Annotated in this window: 23 protein-coding genes; 11 read left to right on the plus strand and 12 right to left on the minus strand. The window is 41.2% G+C overall.

Going from position 1 to position 24,299, the window contains the following annotated elements:
* Positions 1 to 77 precede the first annotated feature (77 nt).
* Both NDN11_RS14855 and NDN11_RS14860 read left to right on the plus strand, forming a co-directional pair.
* Complete coding sequence (locus tag NDN11_RS14855) at positions 78 to 1,283, plus strand: RtcB family protein (protein WP_251110070.1); 1,206 nt, start codon at positions 78 to 80, stop codon at positions 1,281 to 1,283.
* A gap of 4 nt (positions 1,284 to 1,287) precedes the next feature.
* Entirely contained in the window at positions 1,288 to 1,446 is a 159-nt protein-coding gene (locus NDN11_RS14860) for a hypothetical protein (RefSeq protein ID WP_167249795.1), read from the plus strand.
* A gap of 132 nt (positions 1,447 to 1,578) precedes the next feature.
* On the opposite strand, the gene omp38 (NDN11_RS14865) is transcribed toward NDN11_RS14860, so the two are convergent.
* Both omp38 (NDN11_RS14865) and omp38 (NDN11_RS14870) read right to left on the minus strand, forming a co-directional pair.
* A complete protein-coding gene (gene omp38, locus NDN11_RS14865) occupies positions 1,579 to 2,607 on the minus strand; it encodes an outer membrane protein Omp38 (RefSeq protein ID WP_251110071.1) in 1,029 nt (342 codons plus the stop codon).
* A gap of 438 nt (positions 2,608 to 3,045) precedes the next feature.
* Positions 3,046 to 4,086 carry an outer membrane protein Omp38 gene (omp38, locus tag NDN11_RS14870; RefSeq protein WP_251110072.1) on the minus strand — a complete coding sequence of 347 codons (1,041 nt, stop codon included), beginning with the start codon at positions 4,084 to 4,086 and terminating at the stop codon, positions 3,046 to 3,048.
* Positions 4,087 to 4,450: 364 nt separating this feature from the next.
* Here omp38 (NDN11_RS14870) and NDN11_RS14875 point away from each other — a divergent pair, with 364 nt between their 5' ends.
* From NDN11_RS14875 to NDN11_RS14885, 3 genes are all read left to right on the plus strand, one after another.
* Positions 4,451 to 4,966: a GspH/FimT family pseudopilin gene (locus tag NDN11_RS14875; RefSeq protein ID WP_251110073.1), complete on the plus strand. Its 516-nt coding sequence runs from the start codon at positions 4,451 to 4,453 to the stop codon at positions 4,964 to 4,966.
* 110 nt (positions 4,967 to 5,076) lie between these two features.
* The gene (locus tag NDN11_RS14880) at positions 5,077 to 6,252 is read left to right on the plus strand and encodes a thiolase family protein (protein WP_251110074.1); all 1,176 of its coding nucleotides are present in this window, start codon (positions 5,077 to 5,079) and stop codon (positions 6,250 to 6,252) included.
* Between the two features lie 135 nt (positions 6,253 to 6,387).
* Positions 6,388 to 6,831 carry a VOC family protein gene (locus NDN11_RS14885; RefSeq protein WP_167249805.1) on the plus strand — a complete coding sequence of 148 codons (444 nt, stop codon included), beginning with the start codon at positions 6,388 to 6,390 and terminating at the stop codon, positions 6,829 to 6,831.
* A 53-nt stretch (positions 6,832 to 6,884) separates the two neighbouring features.
* On the opposite strand, the gene NDN11_RS14890 is transcribed toward NDN11_RS14885, so the two are convergent.
* The 6 genes from NDN11_RS14890 to NDN11_RS14915 all read right to left on the minus strand — a co-directional run bounded on the left by NDN11_RS14890 (position 6,885) and on the right by NDN11_RS14915 (position 14,707).
* A complete protein-coding gene (locus NDN11_RS14890) occupies positions 6,885 to 7,238 on the minus strand; it encodes a DMT family transporter (protein ID WP_167249807.1) in 354 nt (117 codons plus the stop codon).
* A gap of 80 nt (positions 7,239 to 7,318) precedes the next feature.
* Entirely contained in the window at positions 7,319 to 7,804 is a 486-nt protein-coding gene (locus tag NDN11_RS14895) for a DUF934 domain-containing protein (protein ID WP_251110075.1), read from the minus strand.
* Positions 7,797 to 9,440: a nitrite/sulfite reductase gene (locus tag NDN11_RS14900; RefSeq protein WP_167249811.1), complete on the minus strand. Its 1,644-nt coding sequence runs from the start codon at positions 9,438 to 9,440 to the stop codon at positions 7,797 to 7,799. The genes NDN11_RS14895 and NDN11_RS14900 overlap by 8 nt, the downstream gene beginning before the upstream one ends.
* 241 nt (positions 9,441 to 9,681) lie before the next feature.
* Positions 9,682 to 12,078 (minus strand): glucose/quinate/shikimate family membrane-bound PQQ-dependent dehydrogenase, encoded by a 2,397-nt coding sequence (locus NDN11_RS14905; RefSeq protein ID WP_167249813.1) that lies wholly within the window; start codon positions 12,076 to 12,078, stop codon positions 9,682 to 9,684.
* 142 nt (positions 12,079 to 12,220) lie between these two features.
* The gene (locus NDN11_RS14910; RefSeq protein WP_251111555.1) at positions 12,221 to 13,444 is read right to left on the minus strand and encodes a carbohydrate porin; all 1,224 of its coding nucleotides are present in this window, start codon (positions 13,442 to 13,444) and stop codon (positions 12,221 to 12,223) included.
* Positions 13,445 to 13,588: 144 nt separating this feature from the next.
* Positions 13,589 to 14,707 carry a CaiB/BaiF CoA transferase family protein gene (locus NDN11_RS14915; protein WP_251110076.1) on the minus strand — a complete coding sequence of 373 codons (1,119 nt, stop codon included), beginning with the start codon at positions 14,705 to 14,707 and terminating at the stop codon, positions 13,589 to 13,591.
* Between the two features lie 213 nt (positions 14,708 to 14,920).
* Between NDN11_RS14915 and NDN11_RS14920 the strand changes: the two genes are divergently transcribed.
* Both NDN11_RS14920 and NDN11_RS14925 read left to right on the plus strand, forming a co-directional pair.
* Positions 14,921 to 15,934, plus strand: a complete 1,014-nt coding sequence (locus NDN11_RS14920) for an AraC family transcriptional regulator (protein WP_004652394.1) — start codon at positions 14,921 to 14,923, stop codon at positions 15,932 to 15,934.
* Positions 15,935 to 16,031: 97 nt separating this feature from the next.
* The gene (locus tag NDN11_RS14925) at positions 16,032 to 16,517 is read left to right on the plus strand and encodes a GNAT family N-acetyltransferase (RefSeq protein WP_251110077.1); all 486 of its coding nucleotides are present in this window, start codon (positions 16,032 to 16,034) and stop codon (positions 16,515 to 16,517) included.
* 1 nt (position 16,518) lies between these two features.
* Here NDN11_RS14925 and NDN11_RS14930 read toward each other — a convergent pair whose 3' ends face one another.
* The 4 genes from NDN11_RS14930 to NDN11_RS14945 all read right to left on the minus strand — a co-directional run bounded on the left by NDN11_RS14930 (position 16,519) and on the right by NDN11_RS14945 (position 19,263).
* Complete coding sequence (locus NDN11_RS14930) at positions 16,519 to 16,950, minus strand: NUDIX hydrolase (protein ID WP_251110078.1); 432 nt, start codon at positions 16,948 to 16,950, stop codon at positions 16,519 to 16,521.
* Positions 16,947 to 17,492, minus strand: a complete 546-nt coding sequence (locus NDN11_RS14935; RefSeq protein WP_251110079.1) for a P-loop NTPase family protein — start codon at positions 17,490 to 17,492, stop codon at positions 16,947 to 16,949. Before NDN11_RS14935 ends, NDN11_RS14930 begins: the two co-directional genes overlap by 4 nt.
* A gap of 53 nt (positions 17,493 to 17,545) precedes the next feature.
* On the minus strand, positions 17,546 to 18,082 hold the full coding sequence (locus NDN11_RS14940; protein WP_251110080.1) for an AAA family ATPase: 537 nt from the start codon (positions 18,080 to 18,082) through the stop codon (positions 17,546 to 17,548).
* Positions 18,083 to 18,165: 83 nt separating this feature from the next.
* On the minus strand, positions 18,166 to 19,263 hold the full coding sequence (locus NDN11_RS14945; RefSeq protein WP_251110081.1) for an agmatine deiminase family protein: 1,098 nt from the start codon (positions 19,261 to 19,263) through the stop codon (positions 18,166 to 18,168).
* Between the two features lie 226 nt (positions 19,264 to 19,489).
* Between NDN11_RS14945 and NDN11_RS14950 the strand changes: the two genes are divergently transcribed.
* The 4 genes from NDN11_RS14950 (at position 19,490) to NDN11_RS14965 (ending at position 24,153) form a co-directional block, all read left to right on the plus strand.
* A complete protein-coding gene (locus NDN11_RS14950; protein WP_251110082.1) occupies positions 19,490 to 20,695 on the plus strand; it encodes an acetyl-CoA C-acetyltransferase in 1,206 nt (401 codons plus the stop codon).
* 10 nt (positions 20,696 to 20,705) lie between these two features.
* Positions 20,706 to 22,841, plus strand: coding sequence for a 3-hydroxyacyl-CoA dehydrogenase NAD-binding domain-containing protein (locus NDN11_RS14955; protein WP_251110083.1), 2,136 nt, complete (start codon positions 20,706 to 20,708; stop codon positions 22,839 to 22,841).
* A gap of 166 nt (positions 22,842 to 23,007) precedes the next feature.
* Positions 23,008 to 23,232 (plus strand): hypothetical protein, encoded by a 225-nt coding sequence (locus NDN11_RS14960; RefSeq protein ID WP_251110084.1) that lies wholly within the window; start codon positions 23,008 to 23,010, stop codon positions 23,230 to 23,232.
* Positions 23,233 to 23,298: 66 nt separating this feature from the next.
* Positions 23,299 to 24,153, plus strand: a complete 855-nt coding sequence (locus NDN11_RS14965; protein ID WP_251110085.1) for a patatin-like phospholipase family protein — start codon at positions 23,299 to 23,301, stop codon at positions 24,151 to 24,153.
* Positions 24,154 to 24,299 lie beyond the last annotated feature (146 nt).

A 24,299-nucleotide genomic window follows, 5' to 3' on the forward strand; every position in this document is an offset into this window, starting at 1 on the left:
GCTCTATTCAACCTAGCATTCGCTAGGTTTTTTTATGCCTATTCGGACCAAATATTAAAATATCCCGAGACAAGAAAATGGGCATACAAAAAATACTCAACGCAGATGCACAATATGGCGTTCCAGTGAAAATCTTCACTAACGATATTGATAGCGAAAGTATTGAACAACTCAAGAAAATGGCGCAACTACAATTTGTTTATTCACATATTGCAGTAATGCCAGATGTACATGTAGGCAAAGGTGCAACTGTAGGCAGCGTGATCCCAACCAAACATGCGATTATCCCTGCTGCTGTCGGTGTTGATATCGGCTGTGGTATGAATGCAATTCGGCTCAACCTCAAAGCATCACAACTTCCAGACAACCTTGCGCCATTACGCCATGCCATTGAACGTAAGGTCCCTGTAGGCTTTGAATTACATAAACAAGTAAAAGCAAAAGCATCTAGTATTATTCCGCTAGAAAAGCGCTTACAACCCATCATTAAAAAACATCCCGGCTTGGTTCGAATGCTAAGAAAATTTGATGCAACTTGGCAAAAACAACTGGGAACTTTAGGGGGTGGTAATCACTTCATCGAGCTCTGTCTTGATGAAAATCAGGATGTTTGGGTGATGCTGCATTCTGGCAGTCGTGGTTTAGGCAATGTCATTGGAACCTATTTCATTGAACTGGCAAAGAAAGAAGCGCAACACCGTTTTGGCCATGTTCCTGACAAGGATTTGAGTTACTTTGCAGAAGGCTCAAATAGTTTTAGCGACTATGTTGAAGCGGTTGAATGGGCACAGGAATATGCTTTCGAAAATCGACGCGAAATGATGCGTCTTATTTTAGAGGCGATTCGCCCGCTTCTACCGCCTTTTCAAATGACCAAAGAAGCGATTAACTGCCACCACAACTATATAAGTCGAGAAACTCACTATGGCGAAGAGCTGCTAATTACACGTAAAGGAGCCATTCGGGCAGGGTTCGATGAATTAGGCATCATCCCGGGTTCAATGGGAGCACGCTCCTATATTGTTAAAGGTAAGGCTGACCCTGAATCATTCTGCTCATGTTCCCATGGTGCAGGGCGAAAAATGAGCCGCAGTAAAGCGAAGCTGCTGTTTAACCAAGATGACTTGATTCAACAAACTCAAGGCATCGAATGCAGAAAAGACAGTGCGGTAATTGATGAAATTCCGGCTGCTTACAAAGATATTGATCAAGTTATGGCAAACCAATCCGACTTGATTGAAATCGTGCATACTCTCAAACAAGTTTTATGTATCAAAGGATAATCAGATGAAACTCAAACAAATGCCAAAAATTAAAGTCCGTAACCCCGTAGCGCTTTCGCCTTTATTACACAAAGGTGGAGTTCATGAGACTGAGAAACCTAGAGCACAACATCGTCGTGAAAGACAAAATACCAAGCAGCAGTTAAAAAAAGAGGTATGGTAAATAATTAATCATTATTGAAATATCTTAAAACCATTAAATAAAAAGGAGAATCTCAATGTTTTATCACTTAGCCTCCCCATATAAAAAAAGCGACTCTGACGAGTCGCTTTTTTTTCAGTTCATAAACTCAAATTATTGAGCTTGTTGACCTGGTTGTACAAGAACAGTACGGCTACCAGAAATCGCAGCGAATACGCGACGGTTCATAGCACGACCTTCTTTAGTTTTGTTGTCAGCAATCGGTTGATCCCAAGCGAAACCTTGAGTTGTCAAACGAGTTGCATTTACGTTGTATTCATTTACAAGTGCAGACTTAACAGAGTTAGCACGCGCTAAAGATAAACGTTCGTTTAACTTACGTGGACCAGTGTTATCTGTGTGACCTTCAATACGAGCAGTCGCATTCGGGAACTCAGCTAACTTCTCTGCAACCTTAGCAATTTCAGACTTGTACTGTGGTTTGATATCAGACTTGTTCGTATCAAAGAATACGCGAAGTTCCATGTTAAGGTCTTCAGTCAACTCTTGTGGCTGTGGAGCAACTGGAGTTGGTTCAACTGGAGCAACTTCAACTACTGGAGCAGCTGGTTTCAAGTGACCACCAAGAACTACGTTTAAGCCAGCAAGTGCTGTATAGTTCCAGAACTTCTCATCAAAATGATAAGTACCACGTGCTTCTGTACGAAGAGATAAAGCATCGTTTAAACGCCAGAATACACCACCACCAGCATTTGCTAATGTACCTTCTTGCTTACCACCATAAATATCATCACCTTCGTATTTGTAGTGACCCGCACCAGCTAACACATAAGGTTTGATTTTGCTGTCATAGTTTTTAGTGATCAAATCAGACGTTACATAAGCATTAGCAGCAATATTACGACCTTTATAGTCATTGTTAGTACTGGTATCGCCTTTGATTTGGCTGTATTCAACCTCAGCACCTAACCAAGGTGTGATTTCTACGCCAAGCGCAGCACCAACGAATAAATCATCTTCAAGTTCTGCACCTGGAGTTAACTGACCTTTATCGCCACGGTTGTTATGTTCAGTATCGAACATTGTATAACCAAGCATTAACGGAGTTACTGTTACGCCTGCGTTCGCAGCAGCTAAAGGAGCAGCAACAAGCATAGCAAGTGCAATACGACTCAATTTCATGGATATCCTCCAAAAACAAAAAATTGTTTGTTCTCTAAATTCTAATAGCTTTTGAATACTGAGAAATAGTCTTATTGTATCTTTTTCAGTCATTCACTTTATGTAAAATCATACAAATACTCGATCAACTTTCCAAGTATTTGGTAACATTTAATCAGCAGCTACTGAAAATGACTTATTTCCCGCCCAAAAAACTAGAAAACTCTAATTTTACAACATCTAACAAGGCCGTGAGAGCTTATCACTTTTTAATCAAAATTTTAACAAGCTATCAAAATCTTTTCAACGAAACTAAATAATTCTCACAAGCGATCTAAAGTTAAGGCAAGATTATGCCAGTTTTTAGCTCTTATGTTTTAGTTTTACATCAATGCTACAAAAACATATGTCGATAAAAAAGCGACTCTTACGAGTCGCTTTTTTTAGTCTTAGCTAAAATTATTTAGCTTGACCTGGTTGTACAAGAACAGTACGGCTACCAGAGATCGCAGCGAATACGCGACGGTTCATAGCACGACCTTCTTTAGTTTTGTTGTCAGCAATCGGTTGATCCCAAGCAAAACCTTGAGTTGTCAAACGAGTTGCATTCACGTTGTATTCATTTACAAGTGCAGACTTAACAGAGTTAGCACGCGCTAAAGATAAACGTTCGTTTAACTTACGTGGACCAGTGTTATCTGTGTGACCTTCAATACGAGCAGTCGCATTCGGGTATTCAGCTAACTTCTCTGCAACTTTAGCAATTTCAGACTTGTACTGTGGTTTGATGTCAGACTTGTTCGTATCAAAGAATACGCGAAGTTCCATGTTAAGGTCTTCAGTCAACTCTTGTGGCTGTGGAGCAACTGGAGTTGGCTCAACTGGAGCAACTTCAACTACTGCAGCAGCTGGTTTCAAGTGACCACCAAGAACTACGTTTAAGCCAGCAAGTGCTGTATAGTTCCAGAAGTCTTCATCGATGTTATATGTACCACGAGCTTCAGTACGAAGAGATAAAGCATCGTTTAAGCGCCAGAAAGCACCGAAACCAGCATTACCTAAAGTACCTTCTTCTTTATTACCACGGGTACCGCGGTTTACATCATCAAATGTATATTTGTAGTGACCAGCACCTAATAATACATATGGCTTGATTTTGCTGTCATAGTTTTTAGTGATCAAATCAGAAGTAACGTAGAAGTTACCGTTGATTTGTTGTTGCTTGTATTCAGCATTTGCAGCTGCAGCATCAACATCACCTTTAACTTGGTTATATTCAGCTTCGAAACCTAACCATGGGGTTAATTCGATACCTAATGCAGCACCAACAAATAAATCGTCCTGAAGCTCAGGACCATTTGTTAAATGCTTATCGCCATTATTATGTTTAGTGTCTTGGAATGTGTAACCAAGCATTAACGGAGTTACTGTTACGCCCGCATTCGCAGCAGCTAAAGGAGCAGCAACAAGCATAGCAAGTGCAATACGACTCAATTTCATGGATATCCTCCAGAGATAACAATTGTTTGTTGTGTAAGCTTAGCCTATGATTTTTCGCCCCTAGAACAATAATGTTCTACAGCATTATTTTAAGCCATTCACTTCACTTTGAATCATACAAACACTTGACGAATTTTCCAAGTGCTTGATAACTTTAACCTCGTAAATTATTGACAAAATTTCTTACAATTTCCGTTGTAGTTCAGTAAATTTTCAATTCCCCTTAGATATCTTATTGAATTATTGTTTATGAAGTTATGTTTTAGTATATCTTAACTATTTTTTTAATAATTCTCACTATCAAGATTAAATTTACATTTAAGGCTATGTTTATAAAAAAGTTAATAAAAATAGATAGGTAAATATGTTTAGATCTTTTGGCTTTACTTTAACTGAGTTGATCATCACTACTGGAATCTTGGCAATTTTGAGTGCACTTGCACTCCCCTATTTCCGAGAAATGATGATCTCAAGCGAAGCAAATCACCTCAAAAGAACTCTCACAATTCATATACAAAAAGCAAAGACTGACGCACAACTTCATCATAAAAATGTGATGCTTTGCCCAAGTTCAGATTTTGAAAACTGCCATAAAGATTGGAATAAAGGCTTTATCGGATTTATTGATAGCAATCGAAATCATCGTCGTGATCAAGCTGAAAGACTACTCTTTACCGTTCCTCTCAACCATAAATATGGTAACCTCAATTTTAAATCTTTTGGGCAATCGCCTAACTACCTTATCTTTCAAGCAGAAAATGGACTCCCCTTTGCATCTAATGGCAGTTTTGTCTACTGTTCAGAGTCACCACAGCACCATACTAAAATTGTTTTAAGCCGTATGGGCAATATACGTTTTGAAAAGCTCTCCACCTGCTAAAAACTCTTCAGTCTAGCCTAAAATAGTTAAAACACTTTATTCCAATCCTTTTTTTACTATACTGCTTAAGTTTGGAACATTTTTATAAATTATAAGTGTGGAGACACATCATGACTGATATCGTAATTGTTAATGGCGCGCGTACAGCAATGGGCGGCTTCCAAGGTGCATTATCTGGTGTAACTGCGCCAGAATTAGGTGCTGTTACCATTAAAGAAGCAATTGCGCGTTCTGGTCTACAACCGACTGACGTAGAAGAAGTAATCATGGGTTGTGTTTTACCAGCTGGCTTAAAACAAGGTCCAGCGCGTCAAGCTATGCGAAAAGCAGGCTTACCAGACTCTACTGGCGCAGTGACAATCAACAAACTTTGTGGTTCTGGTATGAAAGCTGTGATGCAAGCAGCAGATATGATAAAAGCAGGTAGTGCAGAGATCGTTGTCGCTGGTGGTATGGAATCGATGACCAACGCACCATATGTTTTACCTAAAGCACGTGCTGGCTATCGCATGGGTCATGGTGAGATTAAAGATCACATGTTCCTAGATGGCTTGGAAGATGCTGAAACAGGTCGTTTGATGGGTTCATTTGCTCAGGATATGGCAAACAAACGTAGCTATACACGTGAACAAATGGACGACTTTGCTATTCGTTCATTACAACGTGCACAGAAAGCGATTACTGAAGGTTACTTTAAAGATGAGATTGTTGCTGTAACTGTTTCTACTCGCAAAGGTGATGTTGTTGTTGATCAAGATGAACAACCATTAAGTGCGAAAATCGACAAAATTCCATCATTAAAACCAGCATTTGCAAAAGATGGCACGATTACAGCTGCAAATGCGAGTTCAATTTCTGATGGCGCATCTGCACTGGTATTAACATCAAGCGACGTTGCGACTCAACGTGGTTTAAAACCTTTAGCGAAAATTCTTGCAACTGCATCAAACTCTCAGCACCCTTCAGAATTTACCATTGCACCAGTAGGCGCAATTGAAAAAGTTTTGAAGAAAGCAGGTTGGGATGCTCAAGATGTTGATCTTTGGGAAATTAACGAAGCTTTCGCAATGGTGACCATGTGTCCAATTGATGATTTCAAATTAGATGCAGCAAAAGTAAATATTAATGGTGGTGCTTGTGCTCTAGGTCACCCTGTTGGTTCTACTGGTTCTCGTATCATCCTGACATTGATTCATGCACTTAAGCGTACTGGCGGTAAGAAAGGTGTAGCAGCCTTGTGTATCGGTGGTGGTGAAGCGACCGCTGTTGCGATTGAATTGATCTAAATATTTTTCAATCTGTTCAAAAAAATCCTGCTTGATGCAGGATTTTTTTATTTTTAGGATTACAAAAAATAATGCACCTATAGTCAAAATATCGATAAGTTATGCTGTGTATAAAAAAACAACAAGGAGTACATCATGCAACTTAATCATTATCTAAATTTTAAAGGACAAACAGAACAAGCATTCAACTTTTATAAATCTGTATTTGGTGGTGAATTTGCCATGCTCAGCCGTTATGGCGATATGCCACCTACTGAAGGCGTCAGCCTTTCAGAAGCTGATAAAAACCTGGTTTTACACGTTTCTTTACCCATCAATGAATTTACCGTATTGATGGCTTCAGATGTTAATGATCAATTCTGCGCTCAAAATAGCGTATTTACCCAAGGCAACAACCACTATATTTCAATTAATCTTGACCCAGATGAGCAAGACGAAGCACAACGCCTCTTTGATGCCTTGTCTGCAAATGGTCAAATTGAAATGCCTCTAGAAAAGACCTTCTGGGGCGCACTGTATGGTGCGTTTACCGATCAGTTTGGGATCAAATGGATGATTAATTGCCAGTTAGATGGGTAAGTTGAACCAATAAAACATGACTTCATAGAAATACATCGTTATTTCTATGAAGACTACACATCAATATTGGAATACTGCGCGATAATCATAAGTCCAATCGTAATAAACCCAATGCCTACCCACCCTGCTAAATCAATATGCTGCCCTAAGAAGACCTTAGCCAAAGCAGCTGTTGCAATAACACCAAGCCCTGACCACAGCACATATAAAATCCCAGCCTGCATATATTTCAAAGCAATCGCAGCACAAGCAAAAGAGATAAGGTACAAAACCAATGCGATGCCTTGATCAAGTTTATTCACTAAACCATTGCCCTTCGCAGAATAAAATGTTGACAGCACATCAGCGGCAATCGCAAAAAGCAACCACACCACCCCAGGATTTATTTTTAAAATAAAGTTCAGCATTTTATTCTTCAATTGATTTACTAAAACGATGCCCCATAAAAAAGCTGAACCGTAGTTCAGCTTTTTTGATCTCTAGTGACTTATGCACCAGTTTGATAACTTGCTTTTGGCACAGCAGTAGAAGCTTGATAAGGATTGGTAAAATCTTGAAGCCCAGCAGCTGCTTCATGAATATCTTTACCTTCTTTGACTACAAATGTATCAAAGCCAGAACGTTTTAAATAGTTTAAAACATCCTTAAAGATATCACCGACTGCGCGTAACTCACCTTGATAACCTTGGCGACGTAACAAGGCAGCAAATGAATAACCACGGCCATCATTAAAACCAGCAAATTCAATAAAAATGGCATCAAGCTCATTCAATGGAAATTCATGGGTTTCAGGTGAATCATTGACTGTGATGTAAAGGGCTTTTTTGCCTTGTACATTTGCCAATTGATCCAACTGCGCAGTTGTTACAACCACATCACCTTGTGGAAGTACGCCATCTTCGGCAATGACTTGATAAGTATTGTCTGCAATTGTGCCATCTTTAAAGAGCACTTGTAGCGTTGTATTAAGCATAAGCACGCTCCTTAAATGGTTGAATACCAACACGGCGATAGGTATCAATAAAACGCTCACCTTCTGTACGTAAGTCAAGGTAAGTATTCAAGATTTCATCAATCACATCTGGTACAACTTCAGCAGCAAATGACGGTCCTAAGATATCACCGAGTGATGCATCATGATCTGCATGACCACCTAAAGTGATTTGATAGAACTCAGCACCTTTCTTATCGACACCTAGAATACCGATGTTACCGACATGGTGATGGCCACAAGCATTCATACAACCCGAAATATTCAGATCAAGTTCACCTAAGTTATAGATGGTGTCTAGATCATCAAAACGACGGCTGATTGCTTCTGAAATTGGAATCGATTTGGCATTTGCCAATGAACAGAAATCACCACCCGGGCAACAGATAATATCGGTAATAAAGCCGATATGTGCACGTGCCATGTCGCTGTGTTCAAGCGTTTGCCACAATTCGAATAAATCTTTCTGCGGCACATCGACCAATGAAATATTCTGTTCGTGCGTAGTACGGAACTCACCGAACGTGTATTTATCGGCTAAATCAGCAATTAAATTCATTTCTTCAGTGGTGACATCACCCGGTGCAATACCCGCACGCTTCAAAGAAATCGTGACGATACGATAACCTTTCACTTTATGCGCATTGGTGTTGACGTTAAACCACTGTTTAAATTTCGGATGTGCAGCGAATAAGTCTGTGAAGTCCTGATCTTCTAAATCTTGATAATCAAACGGTGTAAATTCTTCATCCAATTTTTTCAAGATTTCAGGTTGAATCTTCAATGCTTCACGCGTGTGCTCAAATTCAGCTTCCACTTTTTGTGCAAACACTTCTGGTGTTAATGCTTTCACCAAAATTTTGATACGCGCTTTATATTTGTTATCACGACGGCCATGTAAGTTATAAACACGCAATGTCGCTTCTAAATAAGCAATCAGATCTTCACGTGGTAAAAACTCACGGATCACACTACCAATAATTGGGGTACGACCAAGTCCACCACCAACCATGATTTTATAGCCCATCTCGCCCGCATCGTTACGTACTAGATATACACCGATATCGTGGAATGCAGTTGCAGCACGATCTTTCTCTTCTAAAGCAGACACCGCGATTTTAAACTTACGTGGCAAGAAGGCAAATTCAGGGTGAAACGTACTCCACTGACGAATCAATTCACAAGTCGGACGTGGGTCAGCAATCTCACCTGCAACCACACCTGCAAACTGGTCAGTTGTGGTATTACGGATACAGTTACCTGAAGTTTGTACGGCATGCATTTGTACCGTTGCCAGCTCAGCTAGAATGTCAGGTACATTTTCCAATGCAGGCCAGTTCAACTGAATATTTTGACGAGTTGAAACATGCGCATAGCCACGATCATATTCAGTCGCGATCTCAGCAATTTTTCTTAATTGTTTAGTATTCATCAAGCCATACGGCACAGCAATACGAAGCATAGGCGCATAGCGTTGCACGTATAAACCATTTTGCAAACGTAGTGGACGATATTCGTCTTCTGTTAATTTTCCTGCTAAATAGCGTTCTGTTTGATCGCGAAACTGAGCAACACGTTGGTTAATCAGTTGTTGATCGAAATCCGTATATAAATACATGGCGTATGGCTAGTCATTCATTATAAAGGCGACTAGCATAGCGAGCTTTTATTCATCAACAAAATGCTTTTTTTGCATATTTAATAACGGTTTTATTGATAAGCCTATCTAATTGCCACAAAAAGAAAAAGCCCAGATAAATCTGGACTTTTAATCTCCCCTCACCCTGAGCCAAGATTATAGTGGCGCAAGGATTAAATTAGGGAACTCCTCTCTTTCATCAAGGGAGGTAGGGAGGGATTTAAGGTAAAGCGTACGCAACGAGATAATCACCCATTTTGGTACCGAATGAACCATGTCCACCAGCCATAATCACCACATATTGTTTACCATTTGCTTCATAAGTCATTGGTGTTGCTTGTCCACCTGCTGGTAAACGTGCTTCCCATAACTTATCGCCATTTGAAACATTAAAGGCACGGATGTAATTATCTTGTGTCGCACCGACAAACATCACATTACCCGCAGTCGAAATCGAACCGCCTAAACCTGGTACACCAATTTTCACTGGTGGTAACTGGAATAAGGTTGGTAAGCTGTCACGAATGGTACCAATACGTTTTTTCCACACCACTTCATGCGTTTTTAAGTCCACACCAGCGACAAAGCCCCAACCTGGTTGTTTACATGGTAAACCTAATGGAGACAGGAACGGACTAATATCAACACCATATGGCGTACCATACATTGGTTGCATGCCCTGCTCAGTACCAGCACCACGCGCCACAGGTTGACGGTTTGGATCCGCTGGAATTAAACGACTCACGAATGGCAAGCCAATCGGGTTCATGACCGCGACCTGACGATCAGCATTCACTGACATACCGCCCCACTCAAATACACCCAAGTTTCCAGGGAATACCAAGGTTCCATTTTCAGAAGGTGGTGTATAAATACCATCGTAATTCAGACGTTTAAATTTCACACGACACATCAGCTGATCAAACATGGTGGCACCCCACATGTCTTTATCAGTCAATTTATCTTTCGGTGCTAAATCAAAGTCAGAGAATGGTTGAGTTTTTGAGTAGAACTCACCTTTGGTTTGTGGACCCCATTTCACAGTTTGCGGAACAGGTTTCTCAGTAATTGGTACAATCGGCTGACCATTACGACGGTCTAAAACAAAGGCATTCCCTGTTTTAGTCAATACATAAATCGCTGGAACCGTTTGACCTGATTTATCTTGAATATCAGCCAATGAAGGTTGTGATGGTACATCCATATCCCACAAATCATGATGTGTGGTTTGGAAGTGCCATACCAGTTTACCTGTCGTAGCATTGATTGCCAGCATTGAGTTGGCATAACGCTCTTTCAACTCAGTACGATCTCCACCCCAGATATCTGGTGTACCTACACCGGTTGGAACATAGACGATATCTAGTTTTGAATCATAGGCAAGTGGCGCCCATGCATTTGGTGAATTATGAACAAACTGCGTGTCTTGACCTGGCATTGCATTTGGATCAGCTGCACCTGTATCAAACACCCATAATAATTTACCTGTGTTCACGTCATAACCACGAATCACACCTGATGGCTCTTTATTCGAATGGTTATCGGTCACTGAACCTGCAATCACGACAGTAGTACCAGAAACCACACCTGGAGATGTTGGGTTATAACCACCTGGATAAGCATATGGCATGAATTCTTGTAAATTCACTTCACCATTTTGACCAAAGTCAGAACATGCTTTACCTGTATCAGCATTGACTGCAACTAAACGACCATCATTCACAGGAACAAAGACTTTACGCGGACACTCGGTTGAGGTCGACTTTTTCGCCTGTAAGCTGGTTGCAAATTCAGTAGTATTGGCAGCATCGTAGTACATCACACCACGACAAGTTAAATGCTGGAAGGTTTTATCAGTTTTGAGTTTTGGATCAAAACGCCATTTTTCCTTACCCGTTGCTGGGTCAATCGAAATTAAATGTTGATGTGGAGTACACATAAACATGTTATTTCCAATCTTGATTGGCGTTACTTGATTCGTGGTTTCGCCCGAATCATTTTCAGTTCGGAAATCACCCGTGCGTAATGTCCAAGCCACTTTGAGATCTTTGACATTTTTATCGTTGATCTGTGTCAATGGAGAATAACGTTCACCGCCCTGACTACGACCATATGCAGGCCAATCTTCAGGGGCAATACCATCTACTGCTTTTGCTTGTGCTGGCTGTGGCGTTTGAATCACGCCATTAATTTCTTGTGGATCATTAAAGATCGAGTACACCATCACCACAATCGCAATAGCTAAAGTAGATGATAACGCCACTTTACTTGAAGTGAGGTTATCAATCCCGCGTGTTACAGCAGGAACCAGTAACCACAAACCTAAGATGCCAAGGATATCAAGGCGTGGTGCCAGTGCCCAGAAGTCCGTTCCAACTTCCCAAACACCCCAAACCACACTACCTAACATCAATGCCGCATAAACCCATAATGGACCTGAGGCACGTTTATAGAGTTGTACTGCTACAATGAGTAACAGCACACCCGCAATCACATAATAAAAAGACCCGCCAATTGCTGCGAGCCAGATACCGCCAACGAGCAAGAACAATGCAATGAGGGCGATAATCACCACCGTCAAGGTTCTAAGCCCAGATTTTGAAGCAGATTGATTCATAAGATCACCTTGCATCTTTTATATTTTAGATCCATAAAAAGAAAAAAATCTCTTTTTATGGTCGAGTTCAAAACACAATAAGAACTTTGCAGATATCGCCCATCGTATGAACTACATCTGCAAAATTGCTCAAGTATCAAAATTAGAAAATAGTTTGGAACTTAATACCGCCAACCCAAGTCTTATCCCCATCTTTCAATGCACCTACATGGTGGACATATTGAATATTTGGACGGATGGTGAGCCAGTTGGTTGCATGAATGCCGTAATACAGCTCGGTGTTATATTCTTCATCCAATAGACTATTGTTTTTGTCATTGGCATGAATACGGGCAACACCTAAAGCAATTTCATCTTGAGGACGTTGATCCAACAAACCTTTATAGACCAAACCGACATTTTGCATGTCTTTGATGGCATTGGTTTTAGAATCATGTACTGTGACATTGACAAAGCCCGTCAAACCACGATCTGACTGACCATCATGACGAGTCAATTGTTGTTTCGCAGTAAACCAGCCGCCTTGTTTATGTCCAGTCTTGGCAGGATTCTCAATTTCTGCGGCATCTGCTGTACTGTAGTAATAACCAAAGCGATATTCACCCGGCAGAGCAAGTGCACCTAATTTAGGATTCCATACCACCTCAGCAGGAATGATCGCACCATGTGAACCATCCGTACTCAAGTTAAAACCTTTGCCACGCTGTAAGTTCTCAGGGTTATATTCATACGCCCCGATTTGTGCATAAAGATCTGGCTGTAGGTTATATTTGACCCGCAATGCCCATTGGCTTACTGGCCAGTTGTACCATTGATCACCAACCCAGTTGCCCACCTGAGAACCGCATAGCGACAAGTTCTGGAAGTCACAGTTAAAACTGTTGAAATCTTCACCTTCACCGAAACGACCGACTTTAATATCTAAAGCTTGATCTAAAAATTTCTTTTTGATCCAGAGGTCGGTTAAGCGCCAAGTTTGACCACGCCCCCAAACTTCTTGTACAGAACTTTGGTGACCTTGCAAGCCATCTGCAGTTTGTGACAAAGACTGACCATCACGATAAGTCACCGTGATTTGCGCCTCAGTGTCTTGCCAACCTAAAATTTTATTTAGGTCGAAGTTCGTGCCTAAAGCCAATTGCCCAGTGAATTCACTGCCATGACTTGAGTGTTGTTTAGAATCTAAAACCCCTGCAAATTCACCAGTGTAATCAGCAGAAAATTTGTAACCCTGTTCTTGCAACGCAGTGCGTTGACCGTTCCAATCACCAAACAGCCATTGACCATTTGGATCAAATGCGGAAGATGCTGCTTGAGTATGTTGTGCGAAAAGACTCAATGATAGAACGGATAAACAAGAAACAATCAAAGATTTAGAGATTGTCATGTTTACGTAACCTTTTATGTTATTGTGTATAAAAGGTTACTCTCATTTTTAAATTACAACTTATTCAAAATGTTAACAAACTGTACAATATTTTAACAATCAGTGATTGGTCGCACATATTTTCTACCATTTACCCTCCCCCAAACCTTGGCCAATAAAAGCATACTTCATTTGTGAACGAGAAAACTTGATCGGACACGCCAACTGAGGTTCGGTTTGTGATGCATTTTCCGATACTGGTACGTCAACCACCCATCCTCTCTGTTGAGCCATTGGCGAGACCAATGCTTCATCCAAGCTGAGTACAGGTTCAACACAAATATCCAAGCTTTGGAATAGCTGTTGCCATTCGGCAAAATTTTGAGTTTTAAACTTCTCCTGCAAAGCTTGCTTTACCGCTTGACGATCTTCTGGATCAAAAGATGTCCCTTTTGCAAGGAGTACAGGTAATTGTAACGCTGTAGCCAAGCCTGTCATAAATTGTGGCTCTAAACTTCCCACTGAGAAATAACGACCATCTTTGGTCTGATAATAATCATAGAAGCTTGCACCATTCAGCATTCCCGTCTCGGGTGCTTGCGGCGTTTGTCCTGCCAAACTTGCAGAAGCCGCCATACTATTCAGACTTGCCACACAATCTGTCATCGAAATATCAAGATATTGCCCCAGACCACTGCGTTGACGCTCGACCACAGCAGCAAGAATGCCAATCACTGCATGCAAAGAGCCACCTGCCACATCCGCAATTTGAATGCCCAAGGGTGGAGGTCCACTATCTTGACGACCACTGTGCCCAGATACACCAGCCAATGCTAAATAGTTAATGTCATGACCTGCCCGATCTTTATAAGCACCTGTTTGACCATAACCTGTAATCGAACAGTAAATGAGTCGTGGATTAATCTCAGCTAAGGTTTCATAGTCCAAGCCCAAACGTCGCATCACATCTGGACGGAACTGTTCAAGCACAATATCGAACTCAGAGATTTTATTTTTGATCAGTTCAATATTGGCCGCTTCTTTGAGATCAAGGGCAATCGACTGTTTATTCCGATTCAGGTAACTGTGTGCAGTGGCCTGACCATTGGCATAGGGTGGCATAATCCGTACTAGGTCTGGACGAGTCGGTGATTCAACATGGATAACTTCTGCACCCATGTCCGCAAGATACATACTGGCAAATGGCCCTGGTAACAAAGTCGAAAAGTCTAGGACTTTCAATCCCTTTAATGCAGATGGCATAATAATTTTTACTCAATTTGTTCAAATTTTCTTTTATACTAGGTGTGGATAAACACAAAAACAATGTCATGTTCAGCCATTTACCTTGATAGTTTCGGCAATTTAACATGTATACAAGGCGCAATTATTTTTCTTGTCAATTGCCCAATTTGATATTTTAGACGGTTATTTAGGTCAATTATCGTGAATAGTAAAGAAACTGAAGGATTCAATATGAGCCGTGATACGATCAGCATCCACTTCGTGAATGCGGCTTTAACAGGTGTTAAACGCCTAGGCATGGACGTTGAAACGTTACTTTCACATGTCGGCATAGAGGCTGAACTGCTTCGCCAACCGAAGGCTCGAATCTCTCCAGAGCAGTACACCCGTTTTGTAAAAATGTTATGGATGGTTACCCAAGACGAACACGTAGGCTTCGATGTACAGCCACGTCGCTTGGGTACATTCGCAATCATGTGTCAATTGATCATTCATTCCAAAACACTTGGACAAGCACTCGAACTCTCCTCTCAATTCTATAAACTGTTTGGAGATGAATGGTCGGTAAGCTTGGAACGTGACAAACATGAAGCACGTTTAGTCCCCCACATTCCTAAAGCCTTAGACCCTGATCATTTTATTACTGAAAGCATGCTGATGATCTGGCATGGCCTAGCATCATGGTTAATTGAACGTCGCCTACCTTTAGAGCGTGTGCATTTCGGCTATGAACGCCCAAACCATGCTGATGAATACGATGCATTGTTCTTTGCGCCTGTGATGCAATTCGATGCACCACGTACCGAAATTACCTTTGCAGCAGATTATCTTGATCTCCCAATCCGTCAAGATGAAAAGACCTTAGAAGAATTCTTGAAAGCAGCGCCTGCCCAGTTGTTAGTGAAATTCAAAAATACGAACTCACTCACTTCACGTATTCGTGATGTATTGAAGAGCCAGATTGGTGAAGAAATGCCAACGCTCAATGATGTAGCGGCAATGTTGTATTTATCACCGCAAACCTTACGTCGTCGTTTGGCTGCAGAAGGTAAAAGCTACCAAGGTGTTAAGGATGCCTTGCGTCGTGATGCTGCGATTCATTTATTGTTGACTCCAAATCTCACCCTTGAAGATGTAGCACAGCAAGTCGGCTTTAGTGAAACCAGTACTTTCCACCGTGCCTTTAAGAAATGGACAGGAGTAACACCTGGTTTATATCGTCAGTTGCATGGCCATCACAACTAATAATAAATATAATGCAGTGTTCAACACTATACAGTTGAACACTGCATTTTAAATATGCTAATAATCAAGCAGATCTCTACAGTGTGCTTGAATCACAATGATCATTAAAAAAGCTGACTTTACTCACCCACAAGTACAAAATTTGATTTATATCCACTTGCATGGCCTGCATCAAAATACCCCACTTGAACATAGTTTCGCATTAGACCTCAGCAGTCTGCAAAAAGATTCAATTAGCGTCTATACCTTATGGAACAATGAGCAATTACTGGGCTGTGGCGCAATCCAAGAACTGACACCCAACCATGCAGAAATCAAATCTATGCGGACTCATCCTGCCCATTTGCGTCAAGGGGTCGCAGCACAACTACTGAACTACTTACTAGAACTTGCTCGGCAACGTCACTATAAAAGAGTCAGTTTAGAAACAGGAAAAGACGTTCACTTTGATGCAGCAATCAAACTTTATAAAAAATTTGGTTTTGTTCAAGGCGCAGCTTTCTCAGAATATACCGAATCACCTTTTAACCAATTCTTTCATTTAGATTTATCGAATGAGTCCATAAACTCAAGCTTGGGATAATCTACCCATTGAATAGCCATTGCTCAATGCCTTTTGGATAAACAGGATATTGAGTCAGTGCGATTTGTTCTCGACTCAGCCACTGTGCGATATAGCGATGTCCATTGGGTTCACAACCCTGTATCTCGTATTGATGATACATATGCGAGTCTACAAATTCAGCATCATATACAAACACAATTTCATGGCCTTGCTGTCCATCAAAGCTAAATAGATTCTCCATGACACAGACAAGTTTAGGCTGGGTCAGTTGCTGCTGAATTTCTTCCAATATCTCTCTTTCAATTGCCTGAATAGAGGTTTCCCCAAACTCGATACCACCACCGATCGGTCTGAAAAAATGCTCATCCTTATCGGGATCATACGCTTTTGCAAGTAACACCTTTTCATTATGACGAAATAAGCATAACGCTTTTGCTCGAATAGACGTCATTGCACGGCCTTAATCTGTTCTAAAAATTTTTCTGCTTGTTTTGGAGACGTTAAATGGATAAACCGAATCTGCTGATATCGAGCATCATTCATCATCGCCAAATACTTTTTTCTATTTTTAGCATGATGACTGATCATCCATAAAATAATTGAATCCTTTGACATAAAACTGGTCTTAAAACTTTCTCGATTGTTTGAGTTTGGCCACAATTTTTTTTGCGTGACTGCCCGAGCAATTGCCCGTTTTACTGATCGAAAAAGATTTAAAGAAAATGAATAGTCTAACCAAATAATGCTATCAACATATCTAAGCTTTAAATCTTGAGTTCGAGAATAGTTACCGTCAAGTACCCATCCACCAGTCGCTTGGTCCATTTGACTTTGCAATTTTGGAAAAAATTCGTGATCAGGTGTTTCTTGCCAATTATCCAGCCAGAATAAATCATCCATTTCAATATGAGCCACAGCTAACTTTTGGGCCAGTTGACGAGCAAAAGTGGTTTTTCCAGCAGCAGATGTGCCTACGACATTGATGAATTTCATCTCAAACACCCTATTTTATAAGCTATTGTTTCACTCAGATTGAAGATGATTATTTATACCTTCAGATGCGCTAAAAAACGTCTTGTTTGTTTTGGGGAGGTTAAATGAATAAACCGAATATGCTGATGGTCAGTGTTTTGCATCAAAGCTAAGTATTTTTTTCGGTTTTTCGGATAGGATTTAATTAACCAGATAAAAATAGATTGTTTGGACAGCATCAATTTTAAACTTTCCCGATTATTTGAATCTTCCCATAACTTTTTCCGACTGATCACACACCCGAATGTACGCTTGGTCAAACGATATAAATTGATATAAAAGGGATAATCTAACCAGATAACGGTATCTACTTTCTCCATCATCATTGGAATAGTGCGGGTATAAAGTCCATCAATGACCCACCCTGTCGCAGCATTTTTCATGGCGATTTTCAGCTTCAAAAACAAGGCTTCATTAGAAGATTCTTGCCAATCATTCAACCAAAGCAAATTATCCAATTCAATATATTGTAATTGTTGTTTTTGAGCCAACTGTCGGGCAAACGTGGATTTGCCTGAACCTGTCGTACCAATAATATTAATAAACTTCATTTGTTATTAGCACAATCAAAAGGCATGTAAGTTTAAACAACTTGCATCGGCTTGTGAACCAGTCGATGCAAGTTATAAATCAATTACTTATCTCGAGCAGCTTGAATCAGTTTCTCAGCATTTTCCCCTGTCACCTGCCAAGTGAGACAACGCACACTGCCACCCATTGGACAAACACTTTCAGCATTTACAGGAATGACTTTCTTAGAAGTGTTTTGCTTGATGATCGTGAGTGCTTTTTGATCATGTGGCATATTAAAGGTCGGCACATATATATTGTTATGCGTGACAGTGGCATTTAAATTCACACCGCATGCAGACTCAAACCCTTCCCATTGCCCTTTGGGATTGGTCTTGTATTCAACAGGCACTTCCACAATTTTTGCAGTTGGAAACGAAGCTTTTAACACCTTCATTACGGTTGTTCTAAATGCTGGTGTTTTTGAATAGTCATTCACCAGCAAAGTATTTTTATCCACCCAACTGACCATGCCATCTGAATGAGCAAGCACTTCTTCATCTGGTTCTAAAATGGCAACTTCGGTTGCACCCAAAGTCGCTTTTAACTCTTGTTTAGCCTCGTTATAGCTAAGCTCATTATCTTCCATAAAACGTGTAGTGGTGATCACACGACCTGCATAATCATCAACAAGGTTACCCCCATCAATCATCAAATCAGTTTTAGCTCTTTGAATTTGATAACGATCAGCAAACTGACTAAAACTTTTTTGCACATCTTTACTTTGTTTCTTGGTCATCGACGCCCAAGTATAGGTAAATTGCACAGGCTGCATTGGGTTGACCGTGGTGAAGTCGCGCATCCAGATATCACGCACATCATCCACCAATAAAATATCTTCAGGCACTTTGCCAGTGAAATACGACTTAGTGTCTTTATCTACCACAATGACCACATTGTCATTGCCCAAAATCGATTTTGCATAATCAATCTGGAAATCCACAATCCGTTGAAACGCTGATTTGTAATAGGGATCATGTACAGAAGGTGCAGATAAAACCAATAGCATTTTGTCATCAGCAGTTTGATTTGAATGGGTTTGGCTCACCTTGTTTTTATCCTCGATTGCTTTGTTATTTTCAATATTCCGTCCAGATGAATCACATCCAAAAAGTGACAAGATCAATGCCATAACAGCATAGTGACGCTTTAGTATTATCATGTGCTTTCGCCCATCTTTTCTATCAATCATTTCCAAATGCTAGTCTAATCGAAGATGTCGCAAGACATGCAGAAAAATACCAAATTTAACGCTTGGCTTGATCACTCAGGCAATCTATCAAATTGGCGAAAAGCATCAAACTTGCCAATGTTTATCATCATTGCACTGACACTTAAATTGAGTACACTCGATAAACAACAATTTTAAGGTGATACAAGGAAAACCTATGAGCGAGGCCTACATTATTGATGCCATTCGCACACCACGCGGAAAAGGGAAAAAAGACGGCTCACTTCATGAAGTCAAACCGATTACTTTACTCACATCATTACTGAATGAATTACAACAACGCCATCAACTTGATACTTCAAAAGTCGATGACATCGTCTTAGGTTGTGTCACACCAATTGCTGATCAAGGCGGTGATATTGCTAAAACTGCAGCCATTGCAGCAGGTTGGAATGATGATGTTGCTGGTGTACAAATCAACCGTTTCTGCGCATCTGGCTTGGAAGCAGTCAATTTGGCAGCACAAAAAGTCCGCTCTGGTTGGGAAGATGTGGTGGTTGCTGGTGGTGTGGAGTCCATGTCACGTATCCCGATGGGTTCTGATGGCGGCCCTTGGGCACTTGATCCTGAAACCAACTTAAAATCTTCTTTTGTGCCTCAAGGCGTTGGCGCAGACTTGATCGCAACCTTAGATGGCTATAGCCGCGAAGATGTCGATGCTTTTGCAGTCGGCTCACAACAAAAAGCAGCGGCAGCACAGGCCAAAGGTTATTTTGATAAATCAGTCGTACCTGTTAAAGATCATTCGGGTGTACTGATTTTAGAAAAAGATGAATTTATTCGAGGTGCGACCACAGTTGAAGGCTTGGCAAAACTGAATGCCAGCTTTGAAATGATGGGACAAATGGGCTTCGATGCGGTTGCGCTACAAAAGTACCCTGAAGCACAAAAAATTAACCATGTGCATCATGCGGGTAACTCATCAGGTATCGTTGATGGTGCGGCAGTGGTGTTATTGGCTTCTGAAAAAGCCGTCAAAGAACAAGGCTTAAAACCACGCGCCAAAGTACTTGCAACATCATTGGTGGGTACAGATCCAACGATCATGCTGACAGGTCCTGCGCCTGCTGCACGTAAAGCCTTAGCCAAAGCTGGCTTAAGCATTGACGACATTGACCTATTTGAAGTGAATGAAGCATTTGCGGCTGTGGTGATGCGTTTTATCAATGAACTCAAAGTTCCAGCTGAGAAAGTCAATGTCAATGGTGGTGCAATTGCGATGGGTCATCCCTTGGGTGCAACGGGTGCCATGATTTTGGGTACTTTGCTGGATGAGTTAGAGCGTCAAGGTAAAAAACGTGGCTTAGCCACATTGTGTGTCGGTGGTGGAATGGGGATCGCCACCATTATTGAGTTGGTGTAAGGAGCACAACATGAGCGCTATTAAATACGAAAAAAACGCTGACAATATTGTAATTCTTACCCTTGATTCATCGGGTCAATCTGCCAACACCATGAATGCAGAATTCCGTGATTCACTCAATGAAGTCAGCCAAAAGCTCAAAGCAGAAACGGATCTAAAAGGCATTATTTTCCGTTCTGCCAAGAAAACTTTCTTTGCTGGTGGTGATCTAGATGAGTTGATTCAAGTTCAACCAGAACATGCCACTGAATTCTTCAAAATGATTGAAGAACTCAAGGGTGACTTACGTGCGATTGAAACTTTAGGTGTACCTGTTGTTGCTGCCTTAAATGGTACGGCGCTCGGTGGCGGTTGGGAGATTGCTTTAGGCTGTCATTACCGTATTGCCATCAATGATCCAAAAACCAAATTTGGTTTACCTGAAGTGACTTTAGGCTTATTGCCAGGCGGTGGCGGTATCGTGCGTATGGTACGTTTGCTTGGCTTACAAAATGCGTTTCCATTCTTGATGGAAGGCAAACAGTTTGGTGTCGATAAAGCAAAATCACTTGGTTTGGTACATGACACTGCTGAGAACGAACAAGAGCTGTTAGACAAAGCCATTGCTTGGGTCAAAGCCAATCCTAAGTCACAGCAACCTTTTGATGTTAAAGGCTACAAAATCCCTGGAGGCGATCCGAAAACTCCTGCTGTAGCACAAGTGCTTGCAATTGCTCCAGCGATGCTACGTGATAAAACCAAAGGCTGTTACCCTGCACCTGAAGCGATCATGGCGGCTGCGGTAGAAGGTGCACAGGTTGATGTTGATACCGCTTTGCGTATCGAATCACGTTACTTTACGCAACTCACAGTCGGTCAGATTTCTAAAAATATGATCGGTACTTTTTGGCATGGTCTCAATGCAATTAAGTCTGGTGCAAGCCGCCCTGCTGAAGTTGCAAAATGGCAAGCGACTAAAGTAGGTGTATTAGGTGCAGGCATGATGGGGGCAGGCATTGCTTACTCAACAGCAATCAAAGGCATCCCTGTCGTACTCAAAGATGTCTCTGTTGAAAATGCTGAAAAAGGCAAAGCCTATTCACAAAAATTACTCGATAAACGTGTTTCACAAGGCCGTATGACGGCAGAAAAACGTGACCAAGTCTTAGCACTGATTACCGCAACCGCTGATGCGGCTGATTTGCAAGGCTGTGACCTGATCATCGAAGCGGTGTTTGAGAATCAGGAATTAAAAGCCAAAGTGACGCAAGAAGCTGAACAATATTTGGCTGAAGGTGGAATCTTTGCATCGAATACCTCTACCCTACCAATCACTGGTTTGGCAACGGCAAGTAAAGATGCTCAAAAGTTCATTGGACTACATTTCTTTAGTCCAGTCGATAAAATGCAATTGGTCGAAATTATCAAAGGTAAACAGACCTCTGCTGATACTTTGGCGAAAGCTTACGACTTTGTTCAGCAAATTGCCAAAACCCCAATTGTAGTGAATGACAGCCGTGGCTTCTTCACCAGCCGCGTGTTTGGTACATTCATTCAAGAAGGGATGCGACTACTTGCGGAAGGTGTACATCCTGCCAAAATTGAAATGGCAGCACTAAAAGCAGGTATGCCGGTTGGTCCACTGGCGATTCAGGATGAAGTTTCTCTGACCTTGACTGAACATGTCGCAGCAGAAACCCGTAAAGCCCTGCAAGCAGAAGGCAAAGATTTACCGAAAACTCCAGTCGATGACGTGGTACACACCATGATTCATGAACTGAATCGTAAAGGAAAGGCTGCGGGAGCTGGCTTCTATGACTATCCTGAAAATGGTAAAAAACATTTATGGGATGGACTTAGTCGCTGGCAGAAAGAGAACACTATTTCTGAACAAGACATGATTGACCGCTTCTTGTTTGTACAGGCACTAGATACATTACGCTGCTATGAAGTAGGTGTTTTAGAGTCTGTGATTGATGCCAATGTCGGTTCGATATTCGGAATTGGTTTTGCTCCATGGACAGGCGGTGCAATTCAATTCTTGAATCAAAATGGCATTCAAAAATCCTTGCAACGTGCTGAGCAACTGGCTGCTCAATATGGTGACCGTTTTACGCCACCAAAGTTATTGAAAGAAAAAGCACAGCAAAATACTGTGATTCAATAATCTCGATTTAGCCAAGCCAATTAAGGCCCGTATGGAACTCCTTGTCTGTACGGGCTTTTTTATGTGTCCGACAAAATCACAGCAAAACATCTGAGTAATGCATCACAATTTATGCTATAACTTTATCAATTCTGCTTTATTTTTTTGCATCATTTGGAAATTTCTTATGTCTGAAAAACTCTGCCCAGAAACTTCGCCTTGGGGTTGGAAAGCATTAATTATCACCACAGTTCTCAGTGTACTGTTTATGGTGATTTTCTACTTGGCTATTAATAATGAACCAGATTATATGCCAATGAACCAAAAGAAAGCGGCTACCCCAGCTGAAATGTCACAATCATCAGTGACAACAGAAACAAGCTCAACTGAAGCACATCAACACAATCACTAAAGTGTTATTGTCGAATATGATAAATCCGTGTAAAACATGGGTTTATCATGATATTCGAGATTTTCAATGCTTCAACAAAATCGTCAGGCACTGGTCGTTGAAGGCGGTGGAATGCGCGGTGCATTCACCAGCGGTGTCTTAGATGCATTTTTGCAGCAACAATTTAACCCCTTTGATCTTTGTGTCGGTGTCTCCTCTGGTTCAACCAATGTCGCCAACTACCTCGCTGCCCAACAAGGTCGGACCTTACAAATCTATTTAGATCATTCACTCCGCACTGAATTTATCCAATATGGTCGCTTTTTCAAAGGTGGTGACTTACTGGACTTAAAATGGATGTGGGATGTGGTTGAACAAGAGCATCCGCTCAATCAAGCTCATCTGTTTGCCAATCATCCTGAATTCTATATGGTACTCACCCACGCCATTTCAGGTGAAGCCACTTACATCAAAGCGTCTAGAGACAATATCTTAGAAGGTTTAAGAGCATCGAGTTCAATTCCTGTCTTGACTCGTCAAGCCGTTGAAGTCTTTGGTGAACCTTATTTTGATGGCGGCGTTGCCGATGCCTTACCCGTACCTTGGGCCGCCCAACAGCATGATGTTTCCAAGTTAATGGTGTTGAGAACACGTCCACAGAATTACTATAAAGCCAGCAGTAAAGGCGACCAGTTGCTTGCCAAATACCTGTTTAAACAGCAACGTGGTTTTGCGCAAAGTTTATTAACGAGGACTCAGCGTTATAACGATGCAGTCGAATTTACTCGTACCCCCTCTGAACAAAAAATCTTGGAAGTTTGCCCCCCTGATTTAAAAAATATGGCAGGTCGACTTTCAAAGAATAAGACCAAGATCCGTTATAGCTATGATGTTGGGATAGAAACAGGTTTAAAGGCAATTGAAGACTGGAACAAACTTTAATTCTTATTCAAATAAATCCAATTTTACTTTGGATAGCGAAGCGTTTTTTAATTTAACGATGGCAGCATCTTCGGTCTACGCGCCCCTATCCAAAGTATGAGCCAATTTCTTATTCAAAATTTCTACTTGGCAAATCAGCCCCAAAA

The organism is Acinetobacter sp. C26M, from assembly GCF_023702675.1.
Lineage (GTDB): Bacteria > Pseudomonadota > Gammaproteobacteria > Pseudomonadales > Moraxellaceae > Acinetobacter.

What these genes read in the sequence shown, in the direction of transcription:
- NDN11_RS14925 (WP_251110077.1), top strand. Translation starts at nt 16,032, where the DNA reads ATGATCATTAAAAAAGCTGACTTTACTCACCCACAAGTACAAAATTTG.
- NDN11_RS14875 (WP_251110073.1), top strand. Translation starts at nt 4,451, where the DNA reads ATGTTTAGATCTTTTGGCTTTACTTTAACTGAGTTGATCATCACTACT.
- NDN11_RS14965 (WP_251110085.1), top strand. Translation starts at nt 23,299, where the DNA reads ATGCTTCAACAAAATCGTCAGGCACTGGTCGTTGAAGGCGGTGGAATG.
- NDN11_RS14935 (WP_251110079.1), bottom strand. Translation starts at nt 17,492, where the DNA reads ATGAAATTCATCAATGTCGTAGGCACATCTGCTGCTGGAAAAACCACT.
- NDN11_RS14930 (WP_251110078.1), bottom strand. Translation starts at nt 16,950, where the DNA reads ATGACGTCTATTCGAGCAAAAGCGTTATGCTTATTTCGTCATAATGAA.
- NDN11_RS14940 (WP_251110080.1), bottom strand. Translation starts at nt 18,082, where the DNA reads ATGAAGTTTATTAATATTATTGGTACGACAGGTTCAGGCAAATCCACG.
- NDN11_RS14920 (WP_004652394.1), top strand. Translation starts at nt 14,921, where the DNA reads ATGAGCCGTGATACGATCAGCATCCACTTCGTGAATGCGGCTTTAACA.
- NDN11_RS14860 (WP_167249795.1), top strand. Translation starts at nt 1,288, where the DNA reads ATGAAACTCAAACAAATGCCAAAAATTAAAGTCCGTAACCCCGTAGCG.
- NDN11_RS14855 (WP_251110070.1), top strand. Translation starts at nt 78, where the DNA reads ATGGGCATACAAAAAATACTCAACGCAGATGCACAATATGGCGTTCCA.
- NDN11_RS14900 (WP_167249811.1), bottom strand. Translation starts at nt 9,440, where the DNA reads ATGTATTTATATACGGATTTCGATCAACAACTGATTAACCAACGTGTT.
- NDN11_RS14890 (WP_167249807.1), bottom strand. Translation starts at nt 7,238, where the DNA reads ATGCTGAACTTTATTTTAAAAATAAATCCTGGGGTGGTGTGGTTGCTT.
- NDN11_RS14955 (WP_251110083.1), top strand. Translation starts at nt 20,706, where the DNA reads ATGAGCGCTATTAAATACGAAAAAAACGCTGACAATATTGTAATTCTT.
- NDN11_RS14880 (WP_251110074.1), top strand. Translation starts at nt 5,077, where the DNA reads ATGACTGATATCGTAATTGTTAATGGCGCGCGTACAGCAATGGGCGGC.
- NDN11_RS14895 (WP_251110075.1), bottom strand. Translation starts at nt 7,804, where the DNA reads ATGCTTAATACAACGCTACAAGTGCTCTTTAAAGATGGCACAATTGCA.
- NDN11_RS14885 (WP_167249805.1), top strand. Translation starts at nt 6,388, where the DNA reads ATGCAACTTAATCATTATCTAAATTTTAAAGGACAAACAGAACAAGCA.
- NDN11_RS14960 (WP_251110084.1), top strand. Translation starts at nt 23,008, where the DNA reads ATGTCTGAAAAACTCTGCCCAGAAACTTCGCCTTGGGGTTGGAAAGCA.
- NDN11_RS14945 (WP_251110081.1), bottom strand. Translation starts at nt 19,263, where the DNA reads ATGATAATACTAAAGCGTCACTATGCTGTTATGGCATTGATCTTGTCA.
- NDN11_RS14915 (WP_251110076.1), bottom strand. Translation starts at nt 14,707, where the DNA reads ATGCCATCTGCATTAAAGGGATTGAAAGTCCTAGACTTTTCGACTTTG.
- omp38 (WP_251110072.1), bottom strand. Translation starts at nt 4,086, where the DNA reads ATGAAATTGAGTCGTATTGCACTTGCTATGCTTGTTGCTGCTCCTTTA.
- omp38 (WP_251110071.1), bottom strand. Translation starts at nt 2,607, where the DNA reads ATGAAATTGAGTCGTATTGCACTTGCTATGCTTGTTGCTGCTCCTTTA.
- NDN11_RS14905 (WP_167249813.1), bottom strand. Translation starts at nt 12,078, where the DNA reads ATGAATCAATCTGCTTCAAAATCTGGGCTTAGAACCTTGACGGTGGTG.
- NDN11_RS14950 (WP_251110082.1), top strand. Translation starts at nt 19,490, where the DNA reads ATGAGCGAGGCCTACATTATTGATGCCATTCGCACACCACGCGGAAAA.